The following is a 14506-nucleotide window of genomic DNA, read 5'->3' on the forward strand; positions in this document are numbered from 1 at the left end:
GGAATTGCTCGACACCCGCGTCCGCCCGGCGGTCGCGCAGGGCGGCGGCGACATCGTCTACAAGGGCTATCGCGACGGCAAGCTCTACCTCGGCATGCAGGGCGCCTGCTCGGGCTGCCCCTCGTCGACCGTCACGCTGAAGCGCGGGGTCGAGAGCCTGATCAAACATTATGTGCCCGAAGTCGAGACGATCGAAGCCATTTAGCCAATGGCCGCTCATCCTGAGTAGCCATTGAGCTTGTCGAAATGGCGTATCGAAGGTTCGTGCTTCGATACGGGTCTTCGGCCTCGCTCGGCCCCTACTCAGCATGAGCGGACTTGTTGGTTTCATTCATTTTTCCTTGCCGCATCGGCAAGCCTGTGCCTCCATGGGTGCAAGGCAACAGGGAGTCGCCATTTGATCCTTGCGCTCGACACGTCGACCACCGCCTGCACCGCCGCCTTGCTCGAGCGGGACGGGACGATCGTCGCGTCGCGCGACGAGGTGATCGGCCGCGGCCATGCCGAGCGGCTGGTGCCGATGATCGAGGAAATGCTCGACGGCCATGTCCCGTCGAAGATCCTGGTCGGGGTCGGCCCCGGCAGCTTCACTGGCCTTCGCGTCGGCATCGCCGCCGCCCACGGCATGGCGATCGGCTGGAGCGTCCCGCTGACCGGGATGAACAGCTTGGCGTTGCTGGCCGCATCGGCTCCACCCGGCGAGGGCAAGATCGCCGCCGCAATGGCTGGCGGGCATGGCGAATTGTTCGTCCAGACCTTCGATCGCAGGAAGCTGACCGCGACCGGACCGATCCTCAACCTAACGCCCGAGGCGGCGGCGAGGAAGGTCGACGCCCCGCTGGTCGTCGGTAGCGGCGCCGAGGCACTGGTCGAGGCGCGCCATGACGGGGAAGCAATGCCGCTGCTGCCAACCGCGAGCCGGGCGCTGGCCCTGCCCGAGCTGCTGCGCAGCCTCGAATGCAAGCCGGTCTACGCTCGGGCGCCGGACGCGCGCGCGCCAAAAACACTTGCTGGGGCCGCATGATGGCGACGCGGCGGCAATCCGATTTCCAGGTCCGGCTCCGGCGCGGCGGCTCCGATGATCTCGACCAGGTCATGCGGATCATGACTGCCGCCTTCCAACCCTGTTTCGGCGAGGCCTGGACCCGGTCCCAATGCGCCGGAATCCTGCCGATGCATGGCGTTTCGCTGACCCTTGCCGAGCAGGGCGGACAGCCGTCCGGCTTCTCGCTGGTCCGGGCGTTGGCGGATGAAGCCGAGTTGCTGTTGTTGGCGGTCGACCCTGCCGAGCAACGGCGCGGGATCGGCCAGGCCTTGCTCGACGATTTCACCGCCAGTGCGCTGGCGGCCGGCGGTCACCGGCTCCATCTCGAAGTGCGCGACGGCAACCCGGCGGTCGAGCTTTATCGATCGTCCGGCTTTGCTCCCGTCGGCCGCCGCCGCAACTATTATCATGGGCCCGACGGTCAAAGTCATGACGCCGTGACCTTCATGCTGGTCGATTAGTATCGCTAACTTTCGATAGTATAGAGCGACCTTGCTCCGTCAATAACGCGGTAGTAATGACCTTTAGTCGCGACGGTGTGCCGCCGTCCCGCCAATATTTCTCATGCTCGGGATCAAAACGATGGATAATGATGGGAATGATGACACGCTCATCACACTGACGGCCGACATAGTCGCAGCTCATGTCAGCAACAATAGCGTGGCGGTCAACGACCTGCCGCAACTGATCTCAAATGTTCATGGCGCCCTGGCGCAACTGTCCGGCGCCAGTTCGGCGGCCGAAGCCAAGCCAGAGCCCAAGGTTCCGATCCGCTCGTCGATCAAGCCCGACTATATTGTCTGCCTGGAAGACGGAAAACGACTGAAGATGCTGAAGCGGCATCTGATGACCCATTACCAGATGACTCCAGATCAATATCGCCAGAAATGGGGCCTTGCCGCCGATTATCCGATGGTCGCGCCCAACTATGCCGAACAGCGGCGCACGCTGGCCAAATCGATCGGCCTCGGCACCAAGCGCCGCAAGGGTAAAAAATAATGTCGCCGGGGGAGCGGAATTCAGTCTCGCTCCCCTTTGACGTTATCACATCCGCACCCTAATTCGGCATCATGCATCGTACGATCGATATTGAGCAGCTCTGCGCCGACAAGGGGCTTCGCATCACCGAGCAGCGCAAGGTCATCGCCCGCGTGCTCGGCGACAGCGAGGATCATCCCGACGTCGAGACGCTCCATTCGCGCGCCGCGGCGATCGACGCCAATATCTCGATCGCGACCGTCTACCGCACCGTGCGCCTGTTCGAGGAAGCCGGCATCCTGGAACGGCACGAATTCGGCGACGGCCGGTCGCGCTACGAAGCCGCCTCGGAAACCCATCACGACCATTTGATCGACGTCGAGACCGGCAACGTCATCGAATTCGTCGACGAGGAGCTGGAGCTGCTGCAGAAACGGATTGCCGAGCGCCTCGGCTTCCGCCTGGTCGACCATCGCATGGAACTTTACGGCGTCGCCATTGACCGCGACCGCTGAGCGACCGCCTTCCAAATTGCTGTTCGGTCTGCGGCTGGCGGGCCTGATCGCGCTGCTGATCGCCTGCGTTCCGCCACATCTCCTGTCGAAATGGGTCCTGCGCCGCTCGAAATGGCCGAGGCGCTTCCTTCGCTGGGGTGCGCTCATCGTCGGCGTTCGTCCGCGAGTGGTCGGCAGCCCGCTTGAGCCGCACAGCTTCGTCATCGCCAACCATGTCAGCTGGCTCGACATCATGATCCTCGGCGGCTGGACCGGCACCGCCTTCATCGCCAAGGCAGAGGTCGAGACTACGCCGCTGATCGGCTGGATCGCCGACCAGAACCGTACGCTCTACGTCGAACGATCGGCGCGCGGCGAAGTCCATGAGCAGGTCGAACGTATCGCCGAGGCGCTCGGGCATCACCAGCCGCTCACTGTCTTCCCCGAAGGTACGACCGGCAACGGCAGGCATCTGCTTCCCTTTCGCTCGACCCTGCTGGAAGCGGTCGCGCCGCCCCCGCCCGGCGCTTCGGTGCGGCCTCTGGCGATCAACTATGGCGAGTTTGCCGACGTCGTTGGCTGGCACAGCGGTGAAGGCGGCATCGCCAATTTCAAGCGCGTGCTCGGCCATCGCGGCACCATGGCGATGACCATCCATTTGCTGGGTCCGCTGCCGCCAGCCGACGACCGCAAGCTGCTGGCGCGCCAGGCACACGCTGCCATCGCCTCCGCTCTCTCTTCCTTGGCTGCGCCGGAGGCCGTATAGGCGCCGCCAAATGACAGACATTCCCAAGACTTACCGCGTCAAAAGTTTCGGTTGCCAGATGAACGTCTACGACGGCGAGCGGATGGCCGAGCTGCTCGGCGCCGAAGGCATGCGCGCGGCCGCCGATGGCGAGGACGCCGACCTGGTCGTGCTCAATACCTGCCACATCCGCGAGAAGGCGGCCGAAAAGGCCTATTCGGATGTTGGACGCCTCAGGCGCGAGGATGGCAGCAAGCCGATGATCGCGCTGGCCGGATGCGTCGCCCAGGCCGAAGGCGCGGAAGCCAGGACGCGTTCCAAGCTGATCGACCTGGTGGTCGGCCCGCAGGCCTATCATCGCTTGCCCGAAATGGTCGCCGAGGTCGCCAAGGGCCATCGCCCGGTCGACACCGACATGCCGGCGATCAGCAAGTTCGGCGCCCTCCCCGCTCGCCGTAAGGTCGGGCCAAGCGCCTTCCTCACGGTGCAGGAAGGCTGCGACAAATTCTGCACCTATTGCGTGGTTCCCTACACCCGCGGCGCGGAGATCAGCCGGCCGTTCGCCGATGTGGTCGCCGAGGCCCAATCGCTGGTCGATAGCGGAGCGCGCGAGATCACCCTGCTCGGCCAGAATGTGAACGCCTATGAAGGCGGCCTCGACCGGCTAATCCGCGAAATCGCCAAGATCGATGGGCTGGAGCGGATCCGCTACACCACCAGTCATCCAACTGACATGACTGACGCGCTAATTGCGGCCCATGCCGAGGTCGACAAGCTGATGCCCTATCTCCACCTGCCGGTGCAGTCGGGCTCGGACCCGATCCTGAAGGCGATGAACCGCAGTCACTCCGCCGAATCCTACCTCCGCACGCTGGAAAAGGTGCGCGCCGTCCGCCCCGATATCGCCATCAGCGGCGACTTCATCGTCGGTTTTCCCGGCGAGACGGATGAAGATTTCACCGCCACGCTATCCATTGTCGATGCGGTGCGTTACGCTTCTGCCTATAGTTTCAAATATAGCGCCCGCCCGGGCACTCCGGCGGCGCAGATGGAAGGAGCGGTGGCACAAGAGGTGATGGACGACAGATTGCAGCGGCTACAGGCCCGCATCGCCGAGCACAGCCTCGCCTTCAATCGCGCCACGATCGGCAAGGACACCAACATCCTGATCGACCGCAAGGGCCGCCTGCCCGGCCAGATGATCGGCAAGTCGCCCTGGCTGCAGTCGGTGTTTGTCGAGACGGGCGCCCGGATCGGCGACATGCTCGACGTCACTGTCACCCACGCCCTGCCCAACAGCCTCGGCGGCGTGCTCAAGACAGCAAAGGCCGCCTAAGGGTCTGAATCCATAACCAACGAGGTCGTGATGGAGATGAAGAATTGTTCTGGGAGTGAGCGAGTGAAGCCAGATAGTGGAGACTATCTGGCGATTGAGCGAGCGTGCCAGTGCAATTTTTCGTCCCACCCGATGGGCATGGCCCTGCCGGCGCTGCGCTTCGTCGAAGCGCTCGACCGGGCCGTGAGGCCCGCTCTTTCCACTTCTTCTAGCGCAGCATCCGGTAGGAGCCATGTCACGGCTCTCGCTGGTTATGGATTCAGACCCTAATGGCCAAGCGCGAACTGTCCGCCGCCAACCTCGACTCCAGGATCGAAGGCCGCGCCCGGCTCGAGCTGGAGTTCGAGCAGCCCTACCTGCTGGGGCCGCTGTTCGGCGATTACGACCGCCACCTGATCATGATCGAGGATCGCCTCGGCGTGAACGTCTCCGCGCGCGGCAACCGGGTGATGATCGAGGGCGACCCCGATGCCGCCGCCCGCGCCCGCGACGTGCTCACCGGCCTCTACAACCGGCTCGACCAGGGCCAGGACGTCGATGCCGCCGCGGTCGAGGCGCTGATTGGCATGGCCAACCAGCCGGCGCTCGACGGGATCATCGCCGACGAGGTCGCCTCGCCGCCGAGCGTGATGATCCGGACGCGCAAGAAGACCATCGTTCCGCGCTCGACCGTCCAGACCCGCTACATGGAATGCCTGGCGCGCGACGACATGATCTTCGCGCTGGGCCCGGCGGGCACCGGCAAGACCTATCTGGCGGTCGCCCAGGCGGTGTCGCAGCTCGTCTCGGGCAGCGTCGACCGGCTGATCCTGTCGCGCCCGGCGGTCGAGGCCGGCGAGCGGCTCGGCTTCCTCCCCGGCGACATGAAGGAGAAGGTCGACCCCTATCTCCGGCCGCTCTACGACGCGCTCTACGACATGCTCCCGACCGAGCAGGTCGAGCGGCGCATTTCCTCGGGCGAGATCGAAATCGCCCCGATCGCCTTCATGCGCGGCCGCACCTTGAACGACGCCTTCATCATCCTCGACGAGGCGCAGAACACCACGCCGCAGCAGATGAAGATGTTCCTCACCCGCTTCGGCATGAGGAGCCGGATGGTGATTTGCGGCGATCCCAACCAGACCGACCTGCCGCCCGGCGTGACATCGGGCCTTGCCGATGCCGTCAGCAAGCTGGAGGGAATTCCCAAGCTGTCGATGGTCCGGTTCAGCGCCGCCGATGTCGTCCGCCATCCGCTGGTCGGGCGGATCGTCGAAGCTTACGAAGGTCCGGGCCGGTGATGCTCGAAGTCGCCATCGAAGCCGACGGGGAATGGGACAGTAGCACCGCCACTGATCGGATAGATTGGGCCGAATTGGCCCAGGCCGCCGCACATGCCGCCATCGCCGAAAGCGCCTTCCCGCAGCTGGGCAGTGGCGAGCGCACCGTCGAATTGTCGATCCGCCTGGCGAGCGATGATGAAGTTCTCGCGCTTAATGCCGAGTGGCGCGGCAAGGACAAGCCGACCAATGTCCTATCCTTTCCGATGGCCGAGGAAAGCGATCTCGCCGCGGCGGCCGAGCAAGGACCCGAGCTGATGCTCGGCGACATCATATTGGCGCGCGGCGTCTGCGCAGTGGAGGCGGCCGAAAAGGCCATCCCGCTGCAAGATCATGCCGCCCATTTGATGGTCCATGGCACGCTCCACCTGCTCGGCTATGACCATTTGGAGGAGGCCGACGCGGCCGATATGGAAGGCCGTGAAGTGCGGGCGCTGGCACGGCTCGGCATATCCGATCCTTATGCGGAGGACCGCTGATGGCCACCCGCAACGAAGACGAAGGTGGCAACCGGCTGTGGCGCGGAATGCGGGCGCTGCTGTTCGGGGATGCGCACGAGGAAACGCTTCGCGACCAGATCGAAGAGGCGATTGACGAGGCCGAAGACGAGCCGATCAAGCGCGGCGACTTGTCGCCCACTGAGCGGCAGATGCTGCGCAACCTGCTTCATTTTGGCGACCGCACGGTCGGCGAAGTCGCCGTCACGCGCGGCGACATCGTCTCGGTGCCGTCGACGATCAGTTTCGAGGGCCTAGTCGGCGCCTTTGCCGAGGCGGAGCACAGCCGCCTGCCGGTTACCGGCGACGACCTCGACGAAGTGATCGGCATGATCCACATCAAGGATGTGTTCAAGGCGCAGGAAGACCCTTCGCGGCCCCGGACGATCGAGGGGCTGCTTCGGGCGCCGCTGTTCGTGCCTGAATCGATGGGCGTGCTCGACCTGCTGGCGCGGATGCGGAACGAGCGAATCCACCTGGCGATCGTGGTCGACGAATTCGGCGGCACCGAAGGCCTGGTAACGATCGAGGATGTCGTCGAGGAAATCGTCGGCGAGATCGAGGATGAACATGACGTCGAAGCCGCCGGCATGCTGACCCTGCTCGAAGATGGGTTGTGGGAAGCCGATGCCCGGATCGAAGTCGAGGAATTGGCCAAGGTGGTCGATGCCCGTCTCGCCTCCGAGGACGATGAGGTCGATACGCTGGGCGGGCTGGTGTTCCTGCTGGCCGGTCACATCCCCGCCAAGGGCGAAGCTTTTCTCCATCCGTCCGGCTGGCGGCTGGAAGCGGTCGATAGCGATCCGCGGAGAATCGTCCGGGTCCGGCTTCATGCCCCCGAGTCGGTTGTCGAGGTTCCCGAAACGGGCAAGTAGGTGCGGCCCTTCCCCAGCCGGTCTCCAGCCGCTAGCGACGGCGCATGCTGTACCTGATCGCGCTGGCCACCGGCGTCCTTTCCGCTTTCGCGTTCCAGCCGGTCGGCTGGTGGCCGCTGATGATTGTCGCCATCGCGGCGCTTTGCGAGCTGGCCGCCAGAGCGGGATCCTTGCGGCGCGCGTTGCTGATTGGCTGGGCGTTCGGCGTCGGTCAGTTCGTCATCGGCCTGAACTGGATTGCCACCGCCTTCACCTATCAGGCGGCGATGCCGGCCTGGCTCGGCTGGATCGCGGTCGTGCTGCTGTCGCTGTACCTTGCCGTCTATCCGATGATCGCCACTGGCCTCGCCTGGCGCTTCGGCCGGGAAAACAGACTCGCCCTGGTCCTCGCCTTGGCCGGAAGCTGGGCCGTCTGCGAATGGCTTCGCGCCACCATGTTCACCGGCTTCGCCTGGAACCCGATCGGGGTGACGCTGGACGACACCCACGTCCTCGGCGTCAGCAGCCTGATCGGCACCTACGGGCTTTCCGCTTTGGTCGCCCTGGCCGGCGGCACCCTTTGGCTTGTGGCCCAGCGCCAATGGAAGGAGGGCGGCGCTCTCGTCGCCATCATCCTCTTCACCCATTTCCTGCCGCGGCCGCTGATCGAGACCAATGAGGCGGCGCTGAAGCCGATCCGCATTGTCCAGCCCAACATCGGCCAGCAGCTCAAATGGATCCCCGGCTATGAGCAGATTGCTGCCGCCAAGCTCAGCAAGCTTTCCACGCTGAAGGACCAACGGCAGGAATTGATCTTCTGGCCCGAGGCGGCGGTCACCGAGCCGCTGTCCGACAACCGGCCCGGCGCGGCCACCTACATCGTCGAAGAACGATCCGAGGCAGCCAAGGAGACCAGCGGTCGCGACTTGCTGCTGACCGGCGGCATCGCCTTTCGGTCGAAGGACCGGCGCAAGATCGATGGCGCGGCCAACAGCATATTCGTGCTCGGGCCCGGCGGGAAATTTGTCGGCCGCTACGACAAGGCCCACCTTGTCCCCTATGGCGAATATCTGCCGATGCGGCCCTTGCTCTCCGCCATCGGCCTGTCCCGCCTGGCGCCCGGCGACCTCGATTTCCAGCCCGGCCCCGGTCCGCAAAGCCTGGCCCTGCCCGAAGGTTGGGGCACGGCCGGCTTCCAGCTTTGCTACGAGATCATCTTCTCCGGCCATGTCGTCGATCCGCACCATCGGCCGGATTTCATCTTCAACCCGTCGAACGATGCATGGTTCGGCGCCTGGGGCCCGCCCCAGCATCTCGCCCAGGCCCGCCTCCGCGCCGCCGAAGAGGGTATCCCGGTGATCCGCTCGACCCCGACCGGGATCAGCGCCCTGATCGATGCGCGCGGCCAGGTGATCGACTCCATACCCTTGGGCAAGGCGGGGATCATCTGGGGTTACCTCCCGCCGAGCGCGCGCCCGACCCTGTTTGGGTGGCTGGGTAACGCGATCCCGCTGGCGCTTGGCTTCCTGTTGCTCATCGCCGCGATTGCACTAGACCGCCGTGCTCGCTACAGGCCCATATAACGAATCCTTTATATCTTATTTTTTCGCAGATTTCTGCCAAGGACTGATGCCTCCCCATGCGCAATAGCTACCTCTTCACCTCCGAATCGGTTTCCGAAGGCCATCCCGACAAGGTCGCCGACCAGATCAGCGACGCGATCGTCGACCTGTTCCTGTCGAAGGACCCCGAGGCGCGCGTTGCCTGCGAGACTCTGGTCACGACCCAGCGGATCGTCGTCGGCGGCGAGATCCGCTGCAACGGCGCCTATGATGAGGATCAGTTCGGTGACACCCATGGCTGGGCGCCGGGCGTGCGCGACGAAATCGAACAGGCCGTGCGCCACGTCGTCCAGCGCATCGGTTACGAGCAGGCGGGTTTCCACTGGCAGACCGCCGGCTTCGAGAACCATTTGCACGGCCAGTCCGCGCATATCGCTCAGGGCGTCGATGCCACCGGCAACAAGGACGAGGGCGCCGGCGATCAGGGCATCATGTTCGGCTACGCCACCGACGAGACGCCGGACCTGCTTCCCGCCACCCTCTATTACAGCCACAAGATCCTGCAGCGCATGGCCGACGACCGCCATTCCGGCAGGGCGCCATTCCTGGAGCCCGACGCCAAGAGCCAGGTCACGCTCCGCTATGAGAATGGCAAGCCGGCCGCCGCGACCACGATCGTTGTCTCGACCCAGCACGCCAAGGGCTATGACCAGGGCGAGAAGGAAGCGGAGCTCCACGCCTATGTGAAGCAGGTCGTCGCCGACGTGCTTCCGGCCGAGCTGCTCAGCGCCGAGACCGTCTACCACATCAACCCGACCGGCAGCTTTGAAATCGGCGGCCCCGACGGCGATGCCGGCCTGACCGGCCGCAAGATCATCGTCGACACTTATGGTGGTGCTGCCCCCCATGGCGGCGGCGCGTTCAGCGGCAAGGACCCGACCAAGGTCGACCGCTCGGCCGCTTACGCCGCGCGCTACCTTGCCAAGAACATCGTCGCGGCCGGGCTGGCCAAGCGCTGCACCATCCAGCTGAGTTATGCGATCGGCGTTCCCGAGCCCCTATCGCTCTATGTCGACACGCACGGCACGGGAACGGTCGGCGACGATCAGCTCGAAGCCGCGATCGGCCGGATCGGCAAGCTCGGCGGGCTAACCCCGCGCGGAATCCGCACCCACCTCGGCCTCAACAAGCCGATCTACTCCGCGACTGCTGCCTACGGCCATTTCGGCCGCAAGGCCGAGGGCGATCTGTTCCCGTGGGAAAAGACCGACCTGATCGAGGATCTGAAGGCCGCGCTGAACGAGGTGGCGACCATCGCCGCATGATCAACGATTGGGGTGCCGCTCGCCGCGGCGCCCTTTTTCCCTACTTCCAGCCACCCAATATGGCGCCTGCAGCGATGTGGCCGAGCAGCAGGTGCGAGCAATCGACCATCGTCATGTTGGTGTTGAGCCCGCCATAGGTCCAGCCATAGAGCATCGCCGGCACGGCCGATGCGAGCCCGACGACCACGGCCCATTTGGCCCCGGCCATGGCGCCCGCCACCTGGCCCCATTTGAACAGCACGGCCAGGAATATCGCGGTCATCAGCGGCATCACCACGCTATAAGGCATGCGGCTCAAGGCGATGGCCTTTTGGTCCTCGGTCATGCCGGTCATTGCCATCCAGGCGTCCTGCGGAACGATCACGGCGTAAATTATGATCCCGATTGCATAGATGGCGATCGCCGCGGCAATCACCGCCATCCAGTTGATTCCACCACTACGCATATTCCCCTCCCCAGGCTTGTTGCGTGCGTGGAACATAACCCAGCGGCGTCATGACGCCAATGTCAGGGTTTCACGAGCGCCGCGAAGCGATTAGGGCGCCGGCCATGACCGCGCACAAGGCAGGCGATCCGACCACCCTCAACCGGCTCTACGGCCGGTCGAGCGGGCACAAGCTGAGGAAGGGGCAGGCCGAATTGGTCGACACGCTGCTGCCGGCCATCGCGGTGCTGGCCGAGGGCGAGATCACCGCCGAGCGCCTGTTCGGCGATGACCGCCCACTGCACCTAGAAATCGGCTTCGGCGGCGGCGAGCATCTTGCCTATCGCGCCGACCTGCTGCCGGATCATGGCTTCATCGGCTGCGAGCCGTTCCTGAATGGCGTCGCCCAGGCGCTTGGCCATATCCGCGATCAGCGGCTCGCTAACATCCGCATCCATATGGGCGATGCGCTCGACGTCCTGCGCCGCCTGCCGGACGGGTCGCTTACCATGGTCTATCTGCTTCACCCCGACCCCTGGCCCAAGGCGCGCCATGCCAAGCGGCGGATGATCAACGACGGACCGCTGGCCTTGATTGCAGCCAAGATGAAGCCGGGTGGCGAATTCCGCCTCGCCACCGACGATCCGACCTATCTCAATTGGGCGCTGATGGTCATGCAGCGCCACGCCGGCCAGTTCGCGTGGGTGGTGAAGGAGCCGGGCGAATGGCTCCGCTATCCCTCGGGCTGGCTGGAGACGCGCTATGCCGCCAAGGCCCGTCGCGAAGGACGCACGCCTCATCAGTTTCGCTACAAACGCCTTGGCTGACCACTTCAAACTGTCGTTTCGGATGCCTAACTAGGCGCCATGGAGACCAGAGACTCCGTCCTCGCCGCGATCGGCAACACGCCGCTGATCAAGCTGCGCCGCGCGTCGGAGCAGACCGGCTGCACCATCCTTGGCAAAGCCGAATTCATGAACCCCGGCGCCTCGGTCAAGGACCGCGCCGCGCTCGGTATCATCACCGACGCGATCGACCGCGGCGAACTCAGCAAGGGCGGGCTGGTGGTCGACGGCACGGCCGGCAACACCGGCATCGGCCTGGCGATTGTCGCCAACGCGCTCGGCCTCAAGACGGTCATCGTCATCCCGGAGACCCAGTCGCAGGAGAAAAAGGACACGCTGCGGGCACTGGGCGCTGTCCTGATCGAAGTGCCGGCGGTGCCATACCGCAACGACAATAATTATGTGAAAGTTGCCGGCCGCACCGCCGCGCGCCTGGCCCGCGAGCATCCCGAAGGCGCCATCTTCGCCAACCAGTTCGACAATGTCGCCAACCGCGACGTCCACGTCCGCACCACCGGCCCCGAAATCTGGGCACAGACCGACGGCAAGGTCGACGGCTTCGTCAGCGCGATCGGCACCGGCGGCACGCTGGCCGGCGTCGCCCGGGCCCTTCGCGAGCGTAATCCCGATATCCAAATCGCCCTCGCCGACGTCCCCGGCGCGGCGATGCACAGCTATTACACTACCGGCGAGCTCAAGTCCGAAGGCAGCTCGATCACCGAGGGCATCGGCCAGGGACGGGTCACCGCCAATCTCGAAGGCTTCCGGCCCGACCTAAGCTTCTTCATCCCCGACGCGGAAAGCCTGGCAACCACCTTCGACCTGTTGAAGGACGAAGGATTGGCGCTCGGGCTGTCATCCGGCGTCAATGTCGCCGGCGCGATCCGCCTCGCGCGCCAGCTCGGCCCGGGTCACACCATCGTCACCATGTTGTGCGACCCGGCAACCCGCTACCAGTCGCGCCTGTTCAATCCCGAATTTCTCCGCTCCAAGGGGCTCGAGCCGCCCGATTGGCTCGACCGGCCGGAGCATGTCGAACCCGATTTCGTCCCGGTGCCCGCGGGAGTATAGCGGCGCCACTCCACCGACTCAGCGAAGGAAACTGAACATATGACGCTTTCAATCGGCAGCGTTGCCCCGGACTTCACCGCGCAGACCACCACGGGCACCGTCAACTTCCATGACTGGATCGGGGATAAGTGGGCGATCCTCTTCTCCCACCCCAAGGCCTTCACTCCGGTCTGCACGACCGAGCTCGGCTATATGGCCGGCCTTGAGGATGAATTCGCCAAGCGCAACACCAGGATCATCGGCCTCAGCGTCGACACAGCCGAGGACAATGCGCGCTGGCTGCCGGACATTGAGGAAGTCTCGGGCAACAAGGTCGACTATCCGGTGATCGGCGATAGCAACCTCAACGTCGCCAAGCTCTACAACATGCTCCCGGCCGACGCCGGCGATACCGCGGCGGGCCGCACCGCCGCCAACAATGCGACCGTGCGCACGGTCTACATCATCGGCCCGGACAAGAAGATCCGCGCCATGCTGCTCTATCCGATGAGCTCGGGCCGCAACTTCGACGAGGTGCTGCGCCTGCTGGATTCGGTCCAGCTGACCGAGAACAAGGGTGTCGCCACCCCGGTCAACTGGAAGCGGGGCGAGGACGTCATCATCCCGCCGTCGGTCAGCGACGAAGCCGCCCGGGAGAAATATCCTGACGGTTGGGAGACGGTGAAGCCTTACCTGCGCATCATCCCGCAGCCGGTCGACGAGCCGCAGCCGGTCAGCTGACGCTTAATGGGCGGCAGCCGGATCGAGCCTGAGCAGCCGCCCATTGTCCTCCAGCAGATAGACGCTGCCGTCGGGGCCCTGGTCGACCGCGCGGATGCGCGCACCCATGTCCCACTGGTCGGCTTTCCTGGCATTATCGCCGTCGATGTCGACGCGAACCAGCGCTTCGCCCGACAAGGCGCCGAGCAGCGCATCGCCCTTCCACGCCGGGAATTTATCGCCGCTGTAGATAAGCAGGCTGCCGGGCGAGATCGACGGGTTCCACCACACCTTCGGCGCTTCAAATCCGTCGCCCGGCTTATGGTCGGGGATGTCGCGCCCGTCATAATGACTGCCGTTCGACACCTTCGGCCAGCCGTAATTCCTGCCGGGCAGGATGAGGTTGAGCTCGTCGCCCCCCTTGGGCCCCATCTCGCTCGCCCACAGCCGGCCGTCGGGGGCGAAGCTCAATCCCAGCACATTGCGATGGCCCATCGAATAATAGCGACCATCGATCCGCTGCCCTTCGTCGGTTATGTGGATGATCTTGCCGAGGTCGCTGTTGGGATCCTGGGCGGGCGTGAATTTGAACCGCTCGCCACTGCTGACGAACAATGTCCCGTCCGGGGCGAAGGCGATGCGATGGGAAAAATGGACGTCGCTGTCGACCTTGGGATCCTGCCGCCAGATGACCTTGAAGTCCTTGAGTGCCGGCGCGGCCGGATTGGCGAGGTCTAGCGTGCCATAGCCCAACGCGGCCCCGCTGGTGCCGTCCGGCCCGCCTTCGACATAGCTGAGATAGACGCGGTGGTTCCCGGCGAAGTCCGGGTGCGGCATGACATCGCCCAGGCCTCCCTGGCCGGCCACGACAACGGCCGGGACGCCGGACACGGCGGTCCGCTTGCCGCTTGCCACATCGACCAGCCACAAATTGCCCTCCTTCTCGGTCAGCAGGGCCATGTCGGTCAGCGGGACGCCGCTGCCGGGCAGGAATGCCATCGCCCAGGGCGTGCTGAACGAGGCAATTTCAGTGACCGTGAACGGTCGCGGCCCGGTCGACTCATGCTGGGCGTGTCCCCGCGACTGGCATCCGGCCAGCAGGCTCGCCGCGAGCATCGCTTGCAAAACCATCCTGTTCATCCGATGTCCTCTTGTGTGGGGCACCGAACGAAAGACTTGCATGCACAAGGTCGGTCTCCTCTCCCTCGCCACGGCGCTTCCGCCCTACACCGTTGAACAGTCCGTTGCGAAGGCCAAGGCGCGCGAACTGTTCGGCGGGCGCAAGGCACTGTTCGACCGGCTGGCTAGCGTG

General features: G+C 64.8%; 17 protein-coding genes. 15 read left to right on the plus strand and 2 right to left on the minus strand.

Annotation, left to right across the window (positions count from 1 at the left end):
* From Q0C64_RS10770 to metK, 12 genes are all read left to right on the plus strand, one after another.
* The coding region (locus Q0C64_RS10770) for a NifU family protein (protein ID WP_294123652.1) at positions 1–205 on the plus strand (205 nt) is incomplete at its 5' end.
* A 192-nt stretch (positions 206–397) separates the two neighbouring features.
* Entirely contained in the window at positions 398–1024 is a 627-nt protein-coding gene (gene tsaB / locus Q0C64_RS10775; RefSeq protein WP_294123654.1) for a tRNA (adenosine(37)-N6)-threonylcarbamoyltransferase complex dimerization subunit type 1 TsaB, read from the plus strand.
* Positions 1021–1506 carry a GNAT family N-acetyltransferase gene (locus Q0C64_RS10780; RefSeq protein ID WP_366004689.1) on the plus strand — a complete coding sequence of 162 codons (486 nt, stop codon included), beginning with the start codon at positions 1021–1023 and terminating at the stop codon, positions 1504–1506. Before tsaB ends, Q0C64_RS10780 begins: the two co-directional genes overlap by 4 nt.
* 121 nt (positions 1507–1627) lie before the next feature.
* A complete protein-coding gene (locus tag Q0C64_RS10785; protein ID WP_294123683.1) occupies positions 1628–2044 on the plus strand; it encodes a MucR family transcriptional regulator in 417 nt (138 codons plus the stop codon).
* 71 nt (positions 2045–2115) lie between these two features.
* Positions 2116–2538, plus strand: a complete 423-nt coding sequence (locus Q0C64_RS10790; protein WP_294123656.1) for a Fur family transcriptional regulator — start codon at positions 2116–2118, stop codon at positions 2536–2538.
* Positions 2522–3283 carry a 1-acyl-sn-glycerol-3-phosphate acyltransferase gene (locus Q0C64_RS10795; protein WP_294123657.1) on the plus strand — a complete coding sequence of 254 codons (762 nt, stop codon included), beginning with the start codon at positions 2522–2524 and terminating at the stop codon, positions 3281–3283. The genes Q0C64_RS10790 and Q0C64_RS10795 overlap by 17 nt, the downstream gene beginning before the upstream one ends.
* Positions 3284–3293: 10 nt before the next feature.
* Positions 3294–4598 (plus strand): tRNA (N6-isopentenyl adenosine(37)-C2)-methylthiotransferase MiaB, encoded by a 1305-nt coding sequence (miaB, locus tag Q0C64_RS10800; protein ID WP_294123659.1) that lies wholly within the window; start codon positions 3294–3296, stop codon positions 4596–4598.
* Positions 4599–4867: 269 nt separating this feature from the next.
* Positions 4868–5878: a PhoH family protein gene (locus Q0C64_RS10805; protein WP_294123661.1), complete on the plus strand. Its 1011-nt coding sequence runs from the start codon at positions 4868–4870 to the stop codon at positions 5876–5878.
* On the plus strand, positions 5878–6396 hold the full coding sequence (gene ybeY / locus Q0C64_RS10810; protein WP_294123663.1) for an rRNA maturation RNase YbeY: 519 nt from the start codon (positions 5878–5880) through the stop codon (positions 6394–6396). Before Q0C64_RS10805 ends, ybeY begins: the two co-directional genes overlap by 1 nt.
* Positions 6396–7289 carry a hemolysin family protein gene (locus Q0C64_RS10815; RefSeq protein ID WP_294123665.1) on the plus strand — a complete coding sequence of 298 codons (894 nt, stop codon included), beginning with the start codon at positions 6396–6398 and terminating at the stop codon, positions 7287–7289. Before ybeY ends, Q0C64_RS10815 begins: the two co-directional genes overlap by 1 nt.
* Before the next feature lie 44 nt (positions 7290–7333).
* Positions 7334–8851, plus strand: a complete 1518-nt coding sequence (lnt, locus tag Q0C64_RS10820) for an apolipoprotein N-acyltransferase (protein WP_294123667.1) — start codon at positions 7334–7336, stop codon at positions 8849–8851.
* A 56-nt stretch (positions 8852–8907) separates the two neighbouring features.
* Positions 8908–10155 carry a methionine adenosyltransferase gene (gene metK / locus Q0C64_RS10825; RefSeq protein ID WP_294123670.1) on the plus strand — a complete coding sequence of 416 codons (1248 nt, stop codon included), beginning with the start codon at positions 8908–8910 and terminating at the stop codon, positions 10153–10155.
* Between the two features lie 40 nt (positions 10156–10195).
* Here metK and Q0C64_RS10830 read toward each other — a convergent pair whose 3' ends face one another.
* Positions 10196–10600: a DUF1761 family protein gene (locus Q0C64_RS10830; protein ID WP_294123672.1), complete on the minus strand. Its 405-nt coding sequence runs from the start codon at positions 10598–10600 to the stop codon at positions 10196–10198.
* Positions 10601–10704: 104 nt separating this feature from the next.
* Between Q0C64_RS10830 and trmB the strand changes: the two genes are divergently transcribed.
* Genes trmB through Q0C64_RS10845 form a run of 3 tightly spaced genes read left to right on the plus strand, consistent with a single transcriptional unit; the run spans position 10705 to position 13215 of the window.
* Positions 10705–11406: a tRNA (guanosine(46)-N7)-methyltransferase TrmB gene (trmB, locus tag Q0C64_RS10835; RefSeq protein WP_294123674.1), complete on the plus strand. Its 702-nt coding sequence runs from the start codon at positions 10705–10707 to the stop codon at positions 11404–11406.
* A 39-nt stretch (positions 11407–11445) separates the two neighbouring features.
* On the plus strand, positions 11446–12495 hold the full coding sequence (locus tag Q0C64_RS10840; protein WP_294123676.1) for a cysteine synthase A: 1050 nt from the start codon (positions 11446–11448) through the stop codon (positions 12493–12495).
* A gap of 39 nt (positions 12496–12534) precedes the next feature.
* A complete protein-coding gene (locus tag Q0C64_RS10845) occupies positions 12535–13215 on the plus strand; it encodes a peroxiredoxin (RefSeq protein WP_294123678.1) in 681 nt (226 codons plus the stop codon).
* A gap of 3 nt (positions 13216–13218) precedes the next feature.
* Here the strand turns inward: Q0C64_RS10845 and Q0C64_RS10850 are convergent, their stop codons facing one another.
* The gene (locus Q0C64_RS10850) at positions 13219–14334 is read right to left on the minus strand and encodes a PQQ-dependent sugar dehydrogenase (protein ID WP_294123679.1); all 1116 of its coding nucleotides are present in this window, start codon (positions 14332–14334) and stop codon (positions 13219–13221) included.
* Positions 14335–14506: the final 172 nt, after the last annotated feature.

Origin of the sequence: Sphingomonas sp. (assembly GCF_023266535.1) — a bacterium.
Taxonomy (GTDB): Bacteria; Pseudomonadota; Alphaproteobacteria; order Sphingomonadales; family Sphingomonadaceae; genus Sphingomicrobium.